This is a genomic window from Serratia nevei, assembly GCF_024160145.1.
Taxonomy (GTDB): Bacteria; Pseudomonadota; Gammaproteobacteria; order Enterobacterales; family Enterobacteriaceae; genus Serratia; species Serratia nevei_A.
Genome location: NZ_JAMYWQ010000001.1, coordinates 257321 through 277044 on the forward strand (window position 1 = coordinate 257321; position 19724 = coordinate 277044).

17 protein-coding genes are annotated in these 19724 nt (G+C 61.0%); 10 read left to right on the top strand and 7 right to left on the bottom strand.

Annotated elements, in window-relative coordinates; genetic code table 11:
- Window positions 1-12 precede the first annotated feature (12 nt).
- Window positions 13-1284: a type 2 periplasmic-binding domain-containing protein gene (locus M6G53_RS01105; RefSeq protein WP_253328384.1), complete on the bottom strand. Its 1272-nt coding sequence runs from the start codon at window positions 1282-1284 to the stop codon at window positions 13-15.
- 889 nt (window positions 1285-2173) lie between these two features.
- Here M6G53_RS01105 and M6G53_RS01110 point away from each other — a divergent pair.
- The 10 genes from M6G53_RS01110 (at window position 2174) to pqqF (ending at window position 12943) form a co-directional block, all read left to right on the top strand.
- Window positions 2174-3556: a diaminobutyrate--2-oxoglutarate transaminase gene (locus M6G53_RS01110; RefSeq protein ID WP_253328385.1), complete on the top strand. Its 1383-nt coding sequence runs from the start codon at window positions 2174-2176 to the stop codon at window positions 3554-3556.
- A gap of 18 nt (window positions 3557-3574) precedes the next feature.
- Complete coding sequence (locus M6G53_RS01115) at window positions 3575-5044, top strand: pyridoxal phosphate-dependent decarboxylase family protein (RefSeq protein WP_253328386.1); 1470 nt, start codon at window positions 3575-3577, stop codon at window positions 5042-5044.
- 141 nt (window positions 5045-5185) lie between these two features.
- Window positions 5186-6091 carry a LysR family transcriptional regulator gene (locus M6G53_RS01120; protein WP_253328387.1) on the top strand — a complete coding sequence of 302 codons (906 nt, stop codon included), beginning with the start codon at window positions 5186-5188 and terminating at the stop codon, window positions 6089-6091.
- A gap of 139 nt (window positions 6092-6230) precedes the next feature.
- Window positions 6231-7280, top strand: a complete 1050-nt coding sequence (locus tag M6G53_RS01125; protein ID WP_253328388.1) for a dipeptidase — start codon at window positions 6231-6233, stop codon at window positions 7278-7280.
- Window positions 7281-7397: 117 nt separating this feature from the next.
- Window positions 7398-7475: a pyrroloquinoline quinone precursor peptide PqqA gene (pqqA, locus tag M6G53_RS01130; protein WP_004937827.1), complete on the top strand. Its 78-nt coding sequence runs from the start codon at window positions 7398-7400 to the stop codon at window positions 7473-7475.
- A 57-nt stretch (window positions 7476-7532) separates the two neighbouring features.
- The gene (gene pqqB / locus M6G53_RS01135; RefSeq protein ID WP_253328389.1) at window positions 7533-8444 is read left to right on the top strand and encodes a pyrroloquinoline quinone biosynthesis protein PqqB; all 912 of its coding nucleotides are present in this window, start codon (window positions 7533-7535) and stop codon (window positions 8442-8444) included.
- 9 nt (window positions 8445-8453) lie between these two features.
- Window positions 8454-9209: a pyrroloquinoline-quinone synthase PqqC gene (pqqC, locus tag M6G53_RS01140; RefSeq protein WP_253328390.1), complete on the top strand. Its 756-nt coding sequence runs from the start codon at window positions 8454-8456 to the stop codon at window positions 9207-9209.
- Window positions 9209-9487 carry a pyrroloquinoline quinone biosynthesis peptide chaperone PqqD gene (pqqD, locus tag M6G53_RS01145; RefSeq protein ID WP_016927749.1) on the top strand — a complete coding sequence of 93 codons (279 nt, stop codon included), beginning with the start codon at window positions 9209-9211 and terminating at the stop codon, window positions 9485-9487. Before pqqC ends, pqqD begins: the two co-directional genes overlap by 1 nt.
- Complete coding sequence (gene pqqE / locus M6G53_RS01150; protein ID WP_253328391.1) at window positions 9480-10616, top strand: pyrroloquinoline quinone biosynthesis protein PqqE; 1137 nt, start codon at window positions 9480-9482, stop codon at window positions 10614-10616. Before pqqD ends, pqqE begins: the two co-directional genes overlap by 8 nt.
- On the top strand, window positions 10616-12943 hold the full coding sequence (gene pqqF / locus M6G53_RS01155) for a pyrroloquinoline quinone biosynthesis protein PqqF (protein WP_253328392.1): 2328 nt from the start codon (window positions 10616-10618) through the stop codon (window positions 12941-12943). Before pqqE ends, pqqF begins: the two co-directional genes overlap by 1 nt.
- On the opposite strand, the gene M6G53_RS01160 is transcribed toward pqqF, so the two are convergent.
- The 6 genes from M6G53_RS01160 to M6G53_RS01185 all read right to left on the bottom strand — a co-directional run bounded on the left by M6G53_RS01160 (window position 12940) and on the right by M6G53_RS01185 (window position 19340).
- Complete coding sequence (locus M6G53_RS01160) at window positions 12940-14325, bottom strand: purine-cytosine permease family protein (protein ID WP_253328393.1); 1386 nt, start codon at window positions 14323-14325, stop codon at window positions 12940-12942. The two genes, pqqF and M6G53_RS01160, sit on opposite strands and share 4 nt — an antisense overlap.
- 162 nt (window positions 14326-14487) lie before the next feature.
- A complete protein-coding gene (locus M6G53_RS01165) occupies window positions 14488-15954 on the bottom strand; it encodes an aldehyde dehydrogenase (protein WP_253328394.1) in 1467 nt (488 codons plus the stop codon).
- 11 nt (window positions 15955-15965) lie between these two features.
- Complete coding sequence (locus M6G53_RS01170; protein ID WP_253328395.1) at window positions 15966-17003, bottom strand: LLM class flavin-dependent oxidoreductase; 1038 nt, start codon at window positions 17001-17003, stop codon at window positions 15966-15968.
- Window positions 17004-17022: 19 nt separating this feature from the next.
- Window positions 17023-17952, bottom strand: a complete 930-nt coding sequence (locus M6G53_RS01175; RefSeq protein ID WP_253328396.1) for a flavin reductase family protein — start codon at window positions 17950-17952, stop codon at window positions 17023-17025.
- Window positions 17939-18766 (bottom strand): alpha/beta fold hydrolase, encoded by an 828-nt coding sequence (locus tag M6G53_RS01180; RefSeq protein ID WP_253328397.1) that lies wholly within the window; start codon window positions 18764-18766, stop codon window positions 17939-17941. Before M6G53_RS01180 ends, M6G53_RS01175 begins: the two co-directional genes overlap by 14 nt.
- A complete protein-coding gene (locus M6G53_RS01185; RefSeq protein WP_253328398.1) occupies window positions 18738-19340 on the bottom strand; it encodes an amino acid synthesis family protein in 603 nt (200 codons plus the stop codon). Before M6G53_RS01185 ends, M6G53_RS01180 begins: the two co-directional genes overlap by 29 nt.
- Window positions 19341-19724 lie beyond the last annotated feature (384 nt).

The window sequence follows — 19724 nt, forward strand, 5'->3', positions numbered from 1 at the left end:
CTTCTCCTGCGATTAACGGGTGGTTCGTTCGGTGATGGCACTGCCATGGGCCGGCGCCAACATGCGGGTGGAGTTGCTACTGGTACACACAAAATTGGGTTGCTGCTGTTTTAAAGCGGCGCAAATACCATTGGCCATATCGACCTGACTTTGCGGAGTAAAGTTGTTGGGGAACGCTTTCGCGGTCGAAAATATTGGTGCCAACTGCCGATAGTAGCTATTGTCGCTGATACTAGGCTGTTGCCAGAAAGCTTGTGTGGCAACCAGCAAGGTGCGCCACGGTGAACCTGCCGGCAGATCCTTTGACTGCACGATGTAATTCTTCATCGCCGTGCCGGTCATCAGCGTCGTAAAGGCCTGGGCGTTTGCCGCGCACTGGCTCGCCGGGGGACAGGTTGCCGCGTTAGAGACAAACGCATCTTCAAACAACAACGGTTGAGGGTGTTCCCCCCAGGGAGTCGGAACGACGTACAGCGGTTTTTGCGTGGAAGAATAAAGGTTAATAAAGAATGACTGTTCAGAGAAGCCCATGTCGGTGCTGGCTTGCCCGGAGGCGAAGACCTGTTCGGTGTTGCCATTTGCGCCGTTGTGATAGGTCTTGTTGGTACATTTGTTTACCCCGTTGAAAGCACAGGTATCGGACAGGGAAACCAACTGTTGAATAACGGCCTCGTTGGGTGGCATCTGCATCGATTGTTGTAGGGCGCCATAACCATAAGTTTGAACATATGCATTAATGTAGTCGGAAGGAAGGGTCCAGCTACCATTAAAATTACCCACCAATTCGGTGACGGCTTTTGACTGCGAACTCAAATAATTCAGCATCTGCGCCAAACCGTTTTGCTGTTTTATCGCCGAGTCGAACGCATAGATGAAATTCATGCATAACCAGCTGGGAATACCCCACAGCTGCCCCTGATACGTAGCACCGGCCAACGCCACGGGCCAGGGCGTTTCTCCGGCGATCTGCGCAGGGTTAATCAAACGCTGTTCAGCCAGAAATCCCAAATAAAGAACGTCCAGTTCTATGACGTCAAACCCGTCCTGGCCGAGCAACTGAGGCAGATCGACAAAGCTGTAAATATTGACCTGCTGATTAAGAACCGCATTCAGCAGCACTTGCGGATGCTGCGTCTGATAGGTCTGCACCACGTGGGCAACCAGGTTTTCGAAGTTATCCGTCGGTAACGTAGGCAAATAGGGATAAAGTGAAACGTTCAATACCTGAGTTTGTAATCCGTTCAGCACCAGCGTTTGATTGGGGCCGCTAGGTGTGATTGTCATCTGCCGGGTCCGTAGTTGATTGCAGTCTGCCCAATTAATCACCGGCGATTTCGGCCTGCTGGTATTCTGCCCCACATAGAATGATTGTCCAGCCGGCACGGTAATATACCAGTCAAAGCTGCTACCGGACGTTTTAGTCCAACCGTCTACCGTGCACGTGATGGGCGAAGATGACGTATTCTTTAATATCAGTTGCCCGGCGAGGGTAACCGGGACGCTGAATATAAATAAAACGGTGTAAAATAACACCCGAATTAGAGCATTCATATATACCTCACCTGTGCGTAATCAAAGTTTTGCCCGTCTCTATATTCAAGGGCATATAAAAAACGAAGTTATTCAACGACAAAGAAATAAATAACAGAACGCCGGCGCACATGTTGGCATGCGACGTTACCTTAGCCTGATATTTATATTTACTAAAATAATTTAATGCCTGGGTATTATTTGAATTTAAGCTAAAACATTATGAATATAGCATTCCATTTAAACTCTGGCAAAGAAGTGTAAATTAAATTTATGTTTTTTATCACTGCCCACGCCATGATAATGAAGTTTAAGTAAAATCATTCAACGCTCAGTCTACCAGCATCAATCCTGGCCCCGCTTGGCCCTGAATTGCTCACCTTATTACCACAGAAAAAGCATGTCTAACCCCCTTCCAGGCAGGTTTTACCTGATCGTGTAACCGAAAGGAGTAAATGAACGTTCATCAAATCAAAAACATGTTGATTCTTAGAGAAAAAAGTAAACAGCCGGAAACAAAATAACCTATTGAGTCCCAGGCGAAAAAGCCATATATTGGACGCGCTTTTCACAAGGCAGTTACTTTTCTAATTCATTAATTCAATCGGAGCGTGTTGAGACCTTCGGTTGTAGGAGAGATATGATGACGGATAAAGTCCGTATTGATACTTTAGTTGCAAACTCATTAAACGGAAACAATGAAACCTATTTGGCGCGCCAAGCCGAATTTGAGTCGAATGTTAGGAGTTATCCGCGCAAATTGCCGCTGGCAATTGCGAAAGCCCAGGGCGTTTGGATCACTGATGTTGAGAATAATCAATATCTTGATTGCCTGGCCGGGGCGGGAACGTTGGCTCTTGGACATAATCACCCCGACGTCCTGCAAAGCATCCAAAATGTCATTACCAGCGGCTTGCCGTTACATACTCTCGATCTGACGACCCCGTTGAAAGATCGTTTCTCCGATTACCTGCTCTCTCTGTTGCCTGGCCAGGGCAAAGAGTATTGCCTGCAATTCTGCGGCCCGTCCGGCGCCGATGCGGTGGAAGCCGCGCTGAAACTGGCGAAAAAGCACACCGGCCGTTCCGGCGTGATCAGTTTCTCCGGCGGTTATCACGGCATGACCCACGGTGCGCTGTCGGTCACCGGCAACCTGTCGCCGAAGGCGGCGATCAACGGCATGATGCCGGAAGTGCAGTTCATGCCTTATCCGCATGAATACCGCTGCCCGCTGGGCATCGGCGGCGAAGCCGGCGTCAAGGCGTTGACCTACTACTTCGACAACCTGATCAACGACGTGGAAAGCGGCGTGCGTAAACCGGCGGCGGTGATCCTGGAAGCCGTTCAGGGCGAAGGCGGCGTTAACCCGGCCCCGGCCGAGTGGCTGCAGCGCATCCGCAAAGTGACGCAGGAGCACGGCATTCTGCTGATCATCGATGAGGTTCAGGCCGGTTTTGCCCGTACGGGCAAACTGTTCGCCTTCGAACATGCGGGCATCGAGCCGGACATCATCGTGATGTCGAAAGCGGTCGGCGGCGGCTTGCCGCTCGCGGTACTGGGCATCAAGAAACAGTTCGACGCCTGGGAACCGGGCCACCACACCGGCACCTTCCGCGGCAACCAGCTGGCGATGGCCACCGGCCTGACCACCCTGCAATACCTGAAAGAGCACCAGGTCGCCGACAAAGTGGCCGCTCAGGGTGAGTGGCTGAAAGGCAAACTGGCCGAGCTGCAGAAACGGTATCCGGTGATCGGCCACGTCCGCGGTCTGGGCCTGATGATCGGCATCGAGATCGTCAAGCCGAACGAAGCGCAGGATCACATGGGCTGCTACCCGGCCGATGGCGAGCTGTCAGCGCTGTTGCAGAAAAAATGCTTCGAATCCGGCCTGATCCTGGAGCGCGGCGGGCGCAACGGCTGCGTGCTGCGCCTGCTGCCTTCGCTGCTGATCACCAACGATGAGCTGGGTATTTTCCTGGATAAATTTGAGCAGGCGCTGTTGGCCGCCGGCGTCAAGCCAGTCTGATTGGAGCGAATGACCGCGATGTCCAAGTTAAACCCGATTCTGGCTTCCTCGGCGCACAGCGCCGAGGCTTACCGCCAGGCGATCGCGCAGAGCAGTGAAGCCGTCGTGCAGTGGCTGCAACAGCCCGAGATGTATCAGGGCAAAAGCGTGGCCGAACTGCGCGAGCGCATCCAGCTCGACTTCACCCCGCAAGGCCTGGGCAACCAGGCGGCTATCGATCGCGCCATCGAGTACTTTTTGAAAGACAGCCTGTCGGTGCACCACCCGCAGTGCGTGGCGCACCTGCACTGCCCGAGCCTGGTGATTAGCCAGGCCGCCGAAGTGCTGATCAACGCCACCAACCAGAGCATGGATTCCTGGGATCAAAGCCCGTCGGCCACGCTGATCGAAATGAAGCTGATCGAGTGGCTGCGTGCCCAGGTCGGTTACCCGGCCGGCGACGCCGGGGTGTTCACCAGCGGCGGCACCCAGAGCAACCTGATGGGGCTGATGCTGGCGCGCGATGCGTTCTTCGCGCGTCAGGGCCACTCCGTGCAGCAGGACGGCCTGGTGGGCGACCTGCGCAAGCTGAAGGTGTTCTGTTCTGAAAACGCCCACTTCTCGGTGCAGAAGAACATGGCGCTGATGGGCCTCGGCTATCAGTCCGTCACCCTGGTGAAAACCGATCGCTTCGCCCGTATGGACGTGAACGATCTGGCGGAAAAACTGGCGCAGGCCAAGGCCAACGGTGAGCAGGTGATGGCGATTGTCGCCACCGCCGGCACCACCGACGCCGGTGCCATTGACCCGCTGCGCGACATCGCACGGCTGGCGGCGCAGCAGCAGATCTGGGTGCACGTGGACGCGGCCTGGGGCGGCGCGCTGCTGCTCTCCGAGCAGTACCGCGACTACCTGGACGGCCTGGAACTGGTGGACTCCATCACCCTGGACTTCCACAAGCAGTTCTTCCAGACCATCAGCTGCGGCGCCTTCTTGCTGAAAGACGAGCGCCACTATGAGCTGATGCGCTATCAGGCGGCCTACCTGAACTCCGAGTTCGACGAAGCGCAAGGCGTGCCGAACCTGGTGTCCAAGTCGCTGCAGACCACCCGCCGCTTCGATGCGTTGAAGCTGTGGATGGGGCTGGAAGCGCTGGGGCAGAAGCAATACGCCGAGATCATCGATCATGGCGTGACGCTGGCGCAGCAGGTGGCGCGTTACATCGCCGATCAGGCATCGCTGGAACTGGTGATGCAGCCGCAGCTGGCCAGCGTGCTGTTCCGCTACCGTCCGGCGCAGTTGGCAGCGAACGGCGACGCGGCCGTCGCACTGTTCAACCAGCGCATCGGCGACGCCCTGCTGGAATCGGGCCGCGCCAACGTCGGCGTGACCGAGTTCGATGGCGTGACCTGCCTGAAGATGACGTTGCTGAACCCGATCGTGACGCTGGAAGACATCAAGCTGTTGCTGGCGCTGGTCGAGAAAACCGCGCAGCAGCTGCCGGCGTAACGTCGCGCAGCCTGCCACTCAAGCCGATAACCGCCGTTATCGGCTTTTTTATTGCTCCTCAATCGCAGGAGACGCAGCGTTTACGCTGATATACTGCATCAAACGCCTTTTCCCATTCCCGGCGCCACAGGATACGCACGCATGACCGACCCGGATTTCAACCTGTTAATCGCGCTCGATGCCCTGTTGACGGCGGGCAGCGTCGTCGGCGCCGCACGGCGTCTCGGTTTAAGCGCTTCGGCGATGAGCCGCACCCTCACCCGGCTGCGCGCCGCCACCGGCGATCCCCTGCTGGTGCGCGCCGGGCGCCGTATGGTGCTGACGCCCTATGCCGAAACGCTGCGCGAACGGGCGAGAAACGCGGCGTTCGAGGCGCGCGCGGTGCTGCGACCGGCGCAGGGCGAGCTGGATCCGACCCGGCTGGATCGCACCTTTACGCTGCGCGCCAACGACGGTTTCGTCGAGGCCTTCGGCCCGGCGTTGATCGCCGCCGCCGCCGAACAGGCGCCGCGGGTACGGCTGCGCTTTGCGCCCAAACCGGAGAAAAGCGACCGCCCGCTGCGTGAAGGGCTGGTCGACCTGGAGATTGGCGTGCTGGGCGATATGGGCCCGGAAATCCGCCTGCAGGCGCTGTTCCGCGATCGCTTCGTCGGCGTGATGAGAACCGCGCATCCGCTGGCGCAACAGCCGGAGATCGGCGCCGCCGACTATGCCGCCTGCGGCCACGTGGTGGCCTCGCGCAGCGGTCGCGTTCTCGGGCCGGTAGACGCGGCGCTGGCGGAGCTGGGGCTGGCGCGCCATATCGCCGCTGTGGTGCCGAGTTTCCCGGCTGCGCTGGCGGTGGCGCAGGCCTCGAACCTGTTGGCGTTGCTGCCCGCCTCCTTCCTGCATGCCCAACCGGCCGACGGCCCGCTGCGCGTCTTCGCGCTGCCGGTGAACACGCCGCCCATCACCGTCTCGCAAATGTGGCACCCGCGCCTGGACGCCGAGGCGGATCACCGCTGGCTGCGGCAATTGGTGCTGAATGTCTGCCGCCGGCGGGCGTAGGTACCGCTTCGCGAAGGAGTGACAATATCGACGTCGGGGGGCTACCAGGCGACGCCAAAGCCCCCATAGCCTGAGGGTTGTTCCCCCTCGCGCGATCGTGGAACATAGCGTTCACGATGCCTGACTCAGTGAAACGCCCATGACGCTTCCCCCTCTCTGGCCGGTGTTCGACGGCCATAACGACCTGCTGCTCAACCTGTGGCTGCACCACGACGGCGATCCGGCCGCCGCCTTTTATTCCCGCGTCACGCCGGGCCACCTCGATTTCACCCGCATGCGGCGCGGCGGGTTCTGCGGCGGGCTGTTCGCGGTGTTTATTCCCCCGGTCAGCTATATCGCCCAGATGCGTAACCAAACGCACGACGAGGCGCAGGCCGCTTTCGATCCGCTGGCGATCGCCGAACGGCAAATCGCCATCCTGCAGCAGCTGGAACAGGCCTCTCAGGGGCGGCTGCGCATCTGCCGCACCGCCAGCGAGATAGAACAGTGCCGCTTCAACCGACAGATCGCCGCGGTGCTGCATATCGAAGGCGCCGGCATGATCGATGCGGAGCTGACGCAGCTGGAGGCCTTCTACCGGCTGGGCGTGCGCAGCATCGGGCCGTTCTGGAATCTGCCGAACGCCTTCGGCACCGGCGTCAGCGGGCCGTTCCCCGGCTCACCCGATACCGGCCCCGGCCTGACGCCGGCCGGCGAGGCGCTGCTCCGCGCCTGCAACCGCCGCCGCATCCTGATCGACGTCTCGCACATGAACGAGAAAACCTTCTGGCAAACCGCCGCGCTGAGCCGCGCACCGCTGGTCGCCACCCACTCCAACGCCCACGCCCTCTGCCCGCAGCCGCGCAATCTGACCGACGCACAGCTGGACGCCATCGCCCAGAGCGGCGGGATGGTCGGCGTCAATTTCGGTACCGCCTTCCTGCGTGCGGACGGAAAACGTGACAGCGCAACAACCGGCTTAACAGAAATTGTTAAACACGTTGAGTATTTGATCGCTAAACTTGGAGAAGACCGCGTGGGCTTTGGCTCTGATTTTGACGGGGTCAACGTACCGCAACCATTGGCGGATGTCGGCGGCCTGCCGCGGCTGACGCAAGCGCTGGCACAGGCCGGGTTCGATAACCGGCTGCTGGAGAAACTGACCTGGCGCAACTGGCTGAACGTGCTCGCCGCCACCTGGGGTGAATAACCCGGTTACGCTTTAAAGGTTGCGATCTCCGTCACATTTCGTCAACATTGGGCCGGCCGGATGGGAACGTTTCTCATTGGGCTCGAACTATTACGCTGCATGCTAAGGAGCACCGCTATGACTACCTGGACTAAACCTGAGTTTGTTGACCTGCGTCTGGGGCTGGAAGTGACGCTGTACATTTCCAACCGTTAATCGCCCGTCTGCCCGCCTTTCGCGCGGGCATTTCTTTCCCTTTCTTCTGGTTCAGACATGCAGATAAAAGTTCTCGGCTCAGCGGCGGGCGGCGGCTTTCCCCAGTGGAATTGCAACTGCGACAACTGCCGGGGCGTTCGCGACCACAGCATCAACGCCACGCGCCGCACGCAGTCTTCCATCGCCGTCAGCGACGACGGTAAAAACTGGGTGCTGTGCAACGTTTCCCCGGACATTTGCCATCAGCTGCTGGCCTCGCCCGAATTGAATAATCCCGACGTGCTGCGCGGCACCGGTATCGGCGCGATCGTACTGACCGACAGCCAGATCGATCACAGCGCGGGCTTGCTCAATTTGCGTGAGGGCTGCCCGCACCACGTCTGGTGCACCCACGAAGTGCATGACGATCTCAGCACCGGCTTCCCGGTGTTTCCCATGCTTTCACACTGGAACGGCGGGTTGATTCACCACCCGGTGACGCCCGGCGAGCCGTTCCACACGGCGGTCTGCCCGAGCGTGCGCTTTACCGCCATCCCGCTGCTCAGCAACGCGCCGCCCTATTCACCCTACCGCGATCGCCCGCTGCCGGGGCACAACGTGGCGCTGTTTATCGAAGATACCGCGCGCGGGGTCGGGCTGCTGTACGCACCGGGCCTGGGCGAGCCGGACGAGGCGCTGATGCCGTGGCTGCGCCGCGCGGACTGCCTGCTGATAGACGGCACGCTGTGGCGCGACAACGAGCTGGCCAACGCCGGCGTGGGCCGCAATACCGGCAGGGACATGGGGCATCTGGCGCTGGCGGAAGAACACGGGCTGGCGGCGCTGCTCGCCACCTTGCCTGCCAGGCGAAAAATCCTGATCCACATTAACAACACCAACCCAATCCTCAATGAAGATTCGGTAGAGCGGCAAAGCCTGACCGCCGCCGGCATCGAAGTGAGCTGGGACGGCATGAACATCGAACTGTAGGAAGCCGCCATGACGCAACCACTCCCCCTTGATCCACCGGCGTTTGAAGCGGCGCTGCGCGCCAAAGGCGCTTATTACCATATCCACCACCCGTACCATATTGCGATGCACAACGGCGAAGCGACCCGCGAGCAGATCCAGGGCTGGGTGGCCAACCGGTTCTACTACCAGACCAGCATCCCGATCAAGGACGCGGCGATCATGGCTAACTGCCCGCAGCCGGAAACCCGCCGTAAATGGGTGCAACGCATCCTGGATCACGACGGCTACGGCGGCAGCGAAGGCGGCATCGAAGCCTGGCTGCGCCTGGGCGAAGCGGTCGGGCTGCAGCGCGACACCCTGCTCTCTGAAGAGCGGGTGCTGCCGGGCGTGCGCTTCGCGGTGGACGCCTACGTCAATTTCGCGCGCCGCGCCTGCTGGCAGGAAGCGGCCTGCAGCTCGCTGACCGAACTGTTCGCGCCGCAAATTCATCAGTCGCGCCTCGACAGCTGGCCGCAGCACTATCCGTGGATCGACGCCGCCGGCTACGACTATTTCCGCAGCCGCCTCGGCCAGGCCAACCGCGACGTGGAGCACGGCCTGGCGCTGGCGCTGGAGTATTGCGACACCGTGGAAAAGCAGCAGCGCATGCTGGCGATCCTGCAGTTCAAGCTGGACATTCTGTGGAGCATGCTGGACGCCATGAGCATGGCCTATACCCTCAACCGCCCGCCTTACCACAGCGTGACCGCCGCGCGGGTATGGCACAACCAGAGGCTGGTGTAATGACGCTGAACCCTGAACACACCCCCGTCTTCCGCCGCGGTTACCGCCTGCAGTGGGAGCAGGTGCAAAACAGCCACGTGATCCTCTACCCGGAAGGCATGGCCAAGCTGAACGACAGCGCCGCCGCCATCTTGCAACTGGTCGACGGCCACACCACGCTGAACGGCATCATCGCGCAGCTGAATGCCCGCTTCCCCGGCGCCGAAGGGTTGGCGGACGACGTGCTGGAATTTTTCCAGCGCGCCTATGAACAAAAATGGGTGACCTTCCGTGACTGAACCACGCGCGCCGGCGGTAGCCCCGCCGCTCTGGCTGTTGGCGGAGCTGACCTATCGCTGCCCGCTGCAGTGCCCGTACTGCTCCAACCCGCTCGATTTTGCCGCGCAGGAAAAGGAGCTGACCACCGCGCAGTGGATCGAGGTGTTTCGCCAGGCGCGGGCGATGGGCAGCGTGCAGCTCGGTTTCTCCGGCGGCGAGCCGCTGGTGCGTAAAGACCTGCCCGAGCTGATCGCCGCCGCGCGCGATCTCGGCTTTTACACCAACCTGATCACCTCCGGCATCGGCCTGACCGAGAAGAAGCTGCAGACCTTCGCCGACGCCGGGCTGGACCATATTCAGATCAGCTTTCAGGCCAGCGACGAAACGCTGAACGCTGCGCTGGCGGGCTCCGCCAAGGCGTTTGGGCAGAAGTTGGCCATGGCCAGGGCGGTCAAGGCGCTCGGCTACCCGATGGTGCTCAACTTCGTGCTGCATCGCCATAATATCGGCCAGATCGACCGCATTATCGAATTGGCTCTCCAGCTGGACGCCGACGACGTCGAGCTGGCGACCTGCCAGTTCTACGGCTGGGCGCACCTCAACCGCGAGGGACTGTTGCCGACCCGCGAGCAGATCGCCGATGCGGAAGCGGTGGTGAAACGCTATCGCGAACGCATGGCCGCCGACGGCAAGCTGGCCAACCTGCTGTTCGTCACGCCGGACTACTACGAGGAGCGGCCCAAGGGCTGCATGGGCGGCTGGGGAGCGATCTTCATGAGCGTGACGCCGGAAGGTATGGCGTTACCCTGTCACAGCGCCCGCCAGTTACCGATCGCCTTCCCGTCGGTGCTGGAGCACGATCTGCAGCATATCTGGTATCACTCGTTCGGCTTTAACCGCTATCGCGGCTATGACTGGATGCCGGAGCCCTGCCGCTCCTGCTCGGAGAAAGAGAAGGACTACGGCGGCTGCCGCTGCCAGGCGTTCATGCTGACCGGCAACGCCGACAACGCCGACCCGGTATGCGGCAAATCGCCGCACCACGGCACCATTCTGGCGGCGCGGGAAGCGGCGAACCGTTCGCAGATCGGTATCGATCAGCTGCGTTTTCGCAATCAAACCAACTCTCGTCTGATCTTCAAGGGTTGATGATGGCACTCGCCGGCGCCTCCTGGCAGCTCGACAACGGTTTGGCCGTCAGGGCGATAAGCGATCCTGCCGCCGCTAGCGCCGCCGCGCTGGTGCGCATTGAGGCAGGCAGTTTCCAGGCGCCGGTCGCCTGGCCGGGCCTGGCGCATCTGCTGGAGCATATGTTGTTTCGCGGCAGTGCTAACTTCAGCGCACAAGATGGCCTGATGGGCTGGGTGCCGGCGGCCGGTGGCCGGCTGAACGCCACCACCCAGGCCACGCAAACCGCGTTTTTCTTCGAGGTGGGTGCCGATCGTTTGGCTCAGGGGTTGGCGCGGCTGAGCGATATGCTCGCTGCGCCACTGCTGGCAGCTGCGGCGATCGCGCAGGAAATCGAGGTTATCGACGCCGAATACCGCCTGCTGCGCGCCGATACCGAAACCCGCTGTGAAGCCGCGCAGCGGCAGATGTTCGGTGGCCTTGAGGCATTGCACCGTTTTCATATCGGCAGCCGCGCCGCTTTCGGCAACGACATTTCCGCCTTGCAGCAGGCACTGCGGCAGTTTCACCACCATTATTATCGCACACCGAACATGACGCTGTGGCTACAGGGGCCGCAATCGCTGGCGCAGCTGCAGGCGCTGGCCCAGCGTTACGGCAGCCGCTTGCCATCGGGCAGCGCCACACCGCACGAAGCCTCACCGCCGCTGGCCGCTGCGGAAGATTACACCCTGTCTCTTCCCGGCACGCCGCAGCTGAGACTGGCGTTCGCCCTGCCGCGCGTCCACTCGCGCGGTTGGCTACGGCGGCTGGAGCGCCTGCTGCTGGACGAAGCCGCCGGCGGGCTGCTGGCCCGGTTACGCGCTCAGACGTATTGCGACGCCGTTCGGCTGGATTATTCACGCTGCAGCGAGAACAACGCGCTGCTGAGCTTTATCTTTACCGTCAATCACGGCTCGGCCACGGAGGCCGCACACATCGAAAGCGCCCTGTTGGCGTGGCTGCAGGCGCTGCAGACGCTGGCACCGGCTCAGCTTGCGCATTACGAGCGGCTGGCAAATCGCGATTTCCACCGTTTGGCGCCGCTCGACCAGCTGCGTGCCAGAGCGCTTGGGCTGCCGCCGGCGGAGCCGAACGACGATTGGCCACGGCACATTGCGGCGCTGATTAGCGCGCCGCGCCGCCGCCTGGCCGTGCGGCCCGATGGCGGCGGCGAAACCCGTGAAATTGAGGGGCTGCCGCTGGCGCTCGGCCCTTTCGTCAGCGCCGCGCTCGTTCCCGCACCGGAACCTTTCTGCTTTTTCGCCGCCTCGGCACCGCCGCCGCTCCCGACATTGCCCTCTGGCCAGGCGCCGCTGCGGCATCTGCTCCCCGGCGAAACACAGCCGGTGTTGCTGTTGCGGCCAGCGCCGTCCAGCCCATTCAGCGATCAACAGGCCTACGGCTTAAGGGCGGCGCTGCGCGCCGGGGCGGCAGAGCTGGCACATCGGGAGGGGCATTTAAGCTTCGAACGCCATCAGGGCGTGTGGCTGCTGCAGCTGGCAGGCAGCAATGCGCTGATCGGCCAGGGGCTGAGCGTAGTGAACCGCTCGTTGGTGGCGCTACCGCCTGCCATCCTCGAGGAGGCGGCGAGAAACCTGCGCCATACCCAGCTGAAGGAGCAAAACGATATCGCCATTCGCCGCCTGCTAGCCCGATTGCCTGCGGCGCTCAGCGCGCCAGCCGCCACGGCGGTGCAGTGGCATGCCACCTTGATCGGCGGCGATGACGAGTTAAAACGGCAACTGTCGCACCTGCTGTACGACTTCCCTTATTCCGTGGCCGCCGAGCCGCCGCTGCCGACACCTCAGCGTCATCGTCCCGTCACGCTGACGGCGAGCGGCAGCGAACACGCCTTGCTGCAGTTTTACCCGCTGCCGAGCGACGAAACCGCAGGCCGTTGGGCGCTGCGCGTGCTGGCCCAGCTTTACGCGCCGCGTTATTTTCAGCGGCTGCGCGTGGAACGCAACGTCGGTTACGTGGTGCAATGCGCCTTCCACCGCAGCGCCGATGCCGAAGGCCTGCTGTTCGCGCTGCAATCCCCGACATTCAGCGTTGAGCAACTGCGGCAGTTTACCGACGAATTCTTACAGCAGATGCGCCATGAGCTGGCGCACGTTGGCGCTGGCGAGCTGGCGCAAATACAACAGGCGCTGCGGCAAAGCCAGCAGCGCCTCAGCACAGAATCGTTGCAGCGCGCCCGAGAAATTGCCTTGGAAGATCGCGTGGCCATTGCTGACGCTGCGCCAGTCACGCTGACCCAACTGTTGCACTGGCAGCAGCGGCTTTTCCAGGGCGATGACATTTAAAGCTGCACCGCCCAGTTAGCCCGCCGTGAACAACACAATGGATAGGCGATGCCGGTCAGCACCATGCTGATCACCCAGGAAATGTCTGCGCCCGGGATCAGATTGGCGTAAGGGCCGGAGAAGAACGCGTTCTCGACGAAAGGCACCTGCACCGCAATACCGCCGAAATAAACGCCGAGCGCGCGGAGATTAAGCAGGCCGTAGCGTCCACCGTCGGCGCTAAAGATGGCCGAGATATCATAACGCTGGCGGTTAAGCAGGTAAAAATCGATCAGGTTGATCATGCACCACGGGATCAGCACCGAGATCAAGGCAAAGATCAGGTTCAGGAACAGATGTACAAAGTTGGCCGAGGCAACCAACGCCACCCATACCGATCCCAGCAAAATCAATGCCGAGAACAGCGTACGTATCCGCGCATTCGGCATCCACTGCGGCAAGAAGGTTTGTACGGCGGTAATCAGCGAGAGCACCGCGCCGTACAAATTCATCGAGTTATGGCAGATGATGTTGATCAGAAACAGCACCATCAGCACCGGCCCCAACCCTCCCGTCGCCTGGCGCACCGCCTCCATGGCATCTTCGCTGCCGGCGACCAGATTGACCGCCACCATGCCGAACACGAAGGCCAAAATGGTGCCGCTGCAGGCGCCTAAGTAGGTATACAGGAACGGTTTGGCAATGCCGACTTCCGCCGGCAGGTAACGCGAATAGTCTGACGTGTAGGGCGAGAAACTGATTTGCCAGACGGCGCCGATGCAAAACGTGGCGAACCAACCCGCAATGCTGAACGAGCCCCGCTGCCAAAAATCCGCCGGCAGCGGTTGAGCAAACATCAAGACCAGCCCGAGCATCAGCGCGCTGCCCATCACCCAGGCGCCGACTTTGTTGATCTTGTGGATGAAACGGTAGCCCACTACCCCGATCAGCGTCGCCAGCACCGCGCCAATCACCGTCGCCACGCCCATGTTCAATGACGGGATGACGTTATGGATGACTTTGCCCGACAGCGTGATGTTGGAAATAAAGAACCCCAGATAGATCACCGTGGTGAACACGATCACCAGCAGCGAACCATAGCGGCCGAACTGCGCCCGGCTCTGCACCATTTGCGGTATCCCGACCTGCGGCCCCTGGGCCGAGGTCAGCGCCAGAAAAATACCGCCGAACAGGTGGCCGGCGACAATCGCGCTCAGCGCCGAGAGAATATCGAGATGAAACGTCTGCGTGGCGATGGCCCCGGTCACCACCGCCAGCGGCGCAATGTTGGTGCAAAACCACAGGGTAAACAGGCTGCGGGCATGGCCGTGACGCTCCCCGGCGGGAACAAAATCGATCGACTTGTCTTCAATAAACGCGGTCTGCTCTGGCTGAGAATGCATATATCCCCCGGTTAACGTGGATTATTATTTTTTTACAGCGTGTAGGGTGCGAATACGTCGAAAAACGCGTGCGTTTGCCCCGGCGACATTGTGGTCGCCGGTATCAACGCGATGAAAACAGGGCTGCCGGCGCGACCTGAGATCGCGCCTGATTACGCTGACTCAGCGCATGACGAAGGGATCGTCTATCGGATCGTCACTGGTGCGCAGCCACACCGTCTTGCTGGTGGTGTATTCCAGCGCGGCGTCAATCCCGCCCTCGCGGCCAAACCCCGACTTGCCGTAGCCGCCGAACGGCGCCAGCGGCGATACCGCCCGATAGGTATTCAGCCACACCACGCCCACCCGCAGGCGACGGGTCACCCGATGCGCGCGCGTCAGGTTCTGCGTGAAAATACCGGCCGCCAGGCCATAGGCTGAATCATTGGCAAGCTGAATCGCCTCCGCTTCGTCCCTGAAGGTCAACACCGACAGCACCGGGCCGAACAGTTCCTGCTTCACGCACTCGGCTTCCGGCTGCGCGCTGCAATCGAGGATCGTCGGCGGGTAGTAAAAGCCCGGTGAATCGATCGCCGCGTGGCCAACCACCAGTTTCGCCCCCTGCTCCAGCGAGCGGCTGACGATGGCGGCGATCCGCTCTTGCTGCTGCCGGGTGCAAAGCGGCCCGAACTGGGTGTCCGGGCGATCCGGCGGCCCGATGCGGATACTGCGCACTTTCTCCGTCAGCCGGGCCAAAAACGCGTCTTTGATGCTTTCCGCCACCAACAGGCGCGAACCGGCTACGCAGCTCTGGCCCGACGCGGCGAAAATGGCCGCCACCTGCGCATTCGCCGCGCTGGTCAGATCCGCGTCGTCGAAGACGATAAACGGCGATTTCCCACCCAGCTCCAGCGAGGTGCTGGCGAGGTTTTCCGCACTGCCGCGAACGATGTGCTTCGCAGTTTCCGCGCCGCCGGTAAAGGCGATGTGGTCTACCTGCGGATGCGCCGTCAGCACCGCGCCGCAGTCGGCGGCAAAGCCGGTGATCACATTGCATACGCCGCGTGGAAAACCGGCCTCGTCTATCAACCTGGCGAACGCCAGCAGCGGCGCCGGCGCGGTTTCCGCCGCTTTGACCACCAGCGTGCAGCCGGCGGCGATCGCCGGGCCGATTTTCACCGCCGCAAGAAACAGCTGGCTATTCCAGGGCACGATCGCCGCCACTACCCCGATCGGTTCGCGCCGCACCCAGGTTTCCATGTCAGGTTTGTCGATCGCCAGCACGCTGCCTTCCATCTTGTCGGCCAGGCCGGCGTAGTAGCGGTAGTATTCCGCCACATAAGCGATCTGCGCCTGGGTTTCCCGGATGATCTTGCCGGTATCCAGCGTCTCCAGCCGCGCCAGCTCGGGAGCGTGTTGCTCCAGCAAATCGGCCAGCCTCAACAACAGCTTGCCGCGCGCGCCGGCGGTCATGTCGCGCCATTCGGCTCCCTGAAACGCCCGGTGCGCCGCCGCAACGGCGCGATCCACATCCCGGGCGCGGGCTTCCGCCACCTGCGCCCAGGGTTCACCGGTCGCCGGATTGAGCGAGGTGAAAGTCGCCGAACCGGCGTCAAACCGGCCGTCGATGTAGAGTTTGAACGATTCCATCAGCGCCTCCGTCAGTGAAATTCCGGCATCACGCAGCGAATGAACCGCGCCAGAGAGGCCTTTTTACGTGCAAAGCTCATGCCGCTGTCGATCCACAGCGCAAACTCGTCATACCCCAGCGCCTCATATTTTTTCAGCCGCGTAATGACCTCATTGGCGGTACCGATAGCCAGGTTAGTGCGCATCATCTCGGCGGAATAATAGGTATTGGCGGCGATCTCTTCATCGCTCAGCGGCTGAATCAGCCCTTGCCGCACCGGCCGCTGGTTCTTGAACCAGGCGCCGAAGTAGTGGTAGAAACGGTTGAGCTCTTCCGCCGCCTGGCGGGCGTCCGCCTCGTCTTCTGCCACATAGCCATGCTGCAACAGCATGATCTTCAGCGGCTGCCCGGCGGCGAAGCGTGCACGCGCCTCGTTGAAACAGGTCACCAGCCGCACGATCTCCTCTTCCCCCTGATGCAGCGGCGTCACCTGAACGTTGCAGCCGTTTTGCACCGCAAATTCGTGGCTGTTGGGATCGCGCGCCGCCACCCAAATCGGCGGATGCGGCTGCTGTTTCGGCAGCGGCGAGGAGGTGGTCGCCGGGAACGACCAGTATTCGCCCTGATGGGCATAGTCGCCCTGCCAGAGTTTTTTTACCGCCGGGATCAGCTCGCGCATGCGCTGCCCGGCATCCCAGGCGGTCAAACCGGGCATCAGCCGTTCGTATTCATAGGAATAGGCGCCGCGCGCGATACCCAGCTCCAGCCTGCCGCCGGTGATGATGTCGGTCATCGCCGCCTCGCCCGCCAGACGGATCGGGTGATTGAACGGCGCAATGACGGTGCCGGTGCCGAGCCGCACCCTGGAGGTGCGCCGGGCGATATCCGCCAGATTGATGAACGGATTCGGCGCTATGGTAAAATTCATGCCGTGGTGCTCACCGGTCCAGATGGCGTGCATACCGCCGCGATCGGCGATTTCGCAGAGTTCGATCATCTCTTGGTAGAGCTTTTCCTGCGACTCGTCGGGTAACGTTCGTTCCATATGCACGAATAAAGACAGTTTCATCACACTCTCCCGTTCAGCCTCAACCGGCGAACTGCTTGATGGCACCGCTGTGCTCATCGCCATAATAGATACCGTAATTACCCACAGCGTTTTCTTTGACGAACCGGCCCAGCATCGACCGCAATGCCGGATCCTTGATCGGCAGCCGCGCCAGCGTCGGCATATCGAACCATTCCGCCGCGCTGAGCTGCGGCGTCAGGCTGCCGGCGTCGGTCGGCAGCGCACACAGAAAAACGATGTGCTGCTGGTGCTTCTGCCGGTCGTCATAGACGGAATAGACGAAACCCGGATGGGCGTTGATGCCCAACTGCTGCAGTAAATCTCCCAACGTTTCGCTGACGCTGCGTTTCTCCACCGCGCTGGATGGCAGCTGATAGCCGCCGTCGTTTTGCCGAACCATCACGGCATGCCCTTCAAACTCGATCAGCGCACTGACCACCACCTGCGGCCCGCCAATCAGCGACTGCGCGTTTTGATACGGTGTGAAATAGGCACCGCGGTAATACCCCAGACCGGCGGTGGCGTTGGATTCGAACCCTTCGACCTGGCCGATCAGAATGGCGTGATCGCCGGCATCCACCACCTGATGCAGCGAGCAGTCGAACCACGCCGAACTGTTATCGATCAGCGGCACCCGCGACGCGCTCCAGCGCCAATCGATCAGCGCGAAGCGGTCTTCGTTCTTTTGCGCAAAAATGGTTGAAACCTCTTTTTGCCGTTCCGCCAGAATATTGATGGCGAAGTGGCTGCACTGGGTAAAGTTCTCCAGGTTCGCCGAACGCTTATCGATGCTCACCAACAGCAACGCCGGATCCAGCGACACCGACGAAAACGAATTGGCGGTAAAGCCAATCGGCCGCCCCTGCTTGTCCACCGAGGTCACAATGGTGACGCCAGTCATAAAGGCGCCGAAAGCGTCGCGCAACTGCCTGCGTTTATCCGCGTCCATCTGCCGCTCCTAAAGTCAAAGGTTGCTCTGCGGTCAGAAAATCGAGCATCAGCGCGTTGACGCGTTGCGCATCGGTCAGACTGACCATGTGTTTGGCGTTCTCAATGATCACGGCGCGCCCGTTCGGTGCGGCCTGCGCCATTTGCCGCGCCATCTCCGGGCTGGAGTTGGCATCGTGCTCGCCGGTCAATACCAACACCGGGCAGCGGATAAGGTGCCAACGCTGGGCATACACCCGATCGCCGGTAGCAAACGCCTGATACGCGCGGGCATAGCCCGTAACGTCCACCTGTTGCAACCAGCCGCCCACCTGCCGGCGCAGACGCTGTTCGGCGGGATCGGTACCAAACCACCGGCTCAGCGGCGAGTCGAGCTGCGTCTGGCCGCTGGCCAAAGCGCTGGCGCGTTGTGCGACCGCGGCGCTGGCCTGAGCAGAGCGCTGGAACACACCGCTCATCACCACGGCGCGCTTAATCCGCTGCGGATAATCGATCGCCAAACCGGCGGTGATCAACGCCCCCATCGAGTGCCCCGCCACCGCAACGCTCGGCGCATCCAGGGTGTTTAAGAAGGCCGCCATCCAGCGCACGTAATCCTCCAGCGTCGCGGCGTGGGCGAAGCCTTCGCTTTCGCCGTGGCCCGGCATATCGACGGCGATGACCCGAAAGTGCGCGCTAAGCGCCTCGAGCTGGGGATACCAGGCCTCCGCGTTCATGCCTACGCCGTGGATCAGCACCAGCGGCTCGCCACGCCCGGCCTCCAGATACCCCACCCGCAGAGCGGGTTCAGACAGCTGCCGGATTGTTCTGATCATGGCCCAGCTCTTTCAGATCCAAATAACGGTTGCCGATGCGGTGATGCGGCCGCCCCCCCAGTGCCGCGCCCAGTGCGATGACGATTTCGTCATCGAAAGGCGCGTCGTTGATGTTGAACTGGAATGTCAGGTAGTGCTCGCGGCTGCCTTCGTCGTTTTTCCCCATCATCGGGATCAAAATCGGCGCGTTGGCCGGCCCTCGGGTATTGTTGAACGCCAGATAGCTCTTACCGTTAACCGCCGAGCGGTAGTGGTTGCCGAAATGCAGCGTGTGGATCAGCGCCGAGGCGTGTTCCAGCTCGCCGCCCAGCCCCACCACCGCGCTTTTGCCGAAGGCTTCCACCCGCTCGCCGGAGCCGGCCTCGTTGAGGATCAAACCGGTCAGCAGCTCACCCAACACCGGCGCCATTTCTCGAATCTTTGGTGCCAGATCCTCAACGAAGCCTTGCCCGGCCCAGGGGTTTTTGATCACCGCTGCGGCGGCGATCATCACCAGCGGTTTGCCCGCCGATTTGCCGCCGTCGGCGTAGAGGGTTTCTGTGGCAACCAGGGTCTTGCGGATGTCTTGATGCATAAGGGACCTCGAAAAGTAAATCAAATGTTAATCAGATGTCACGAGTCGAGGGTATAGCATCGAGCAGATTGGCATGTCAAAGTTTGGTATACCATAATACGGTATTCTATAATTTGCGTAAGACGGCAAAGAAAGATTGAAAATAATATCTATTAATCAATTAATTAAAAAAAACCACATAGCTTGGCCGAGCGGAAAAAAGTGACCGCCCCCGCTCCCGCTCAACGGCATGCGCCAGTGCCGAAGCCGTTGAGCCAGCGGGTATCGGCAACGAAAAGCGGTTTTTTTAGGCTATCTTTCGATTTTGTGAGCTGCGGCAACATTCACCGTTTTGGCGCTGCGGCGCAAAATCAGCCGCCGTTGCTTTGCGGGTTGGAAAGGTGT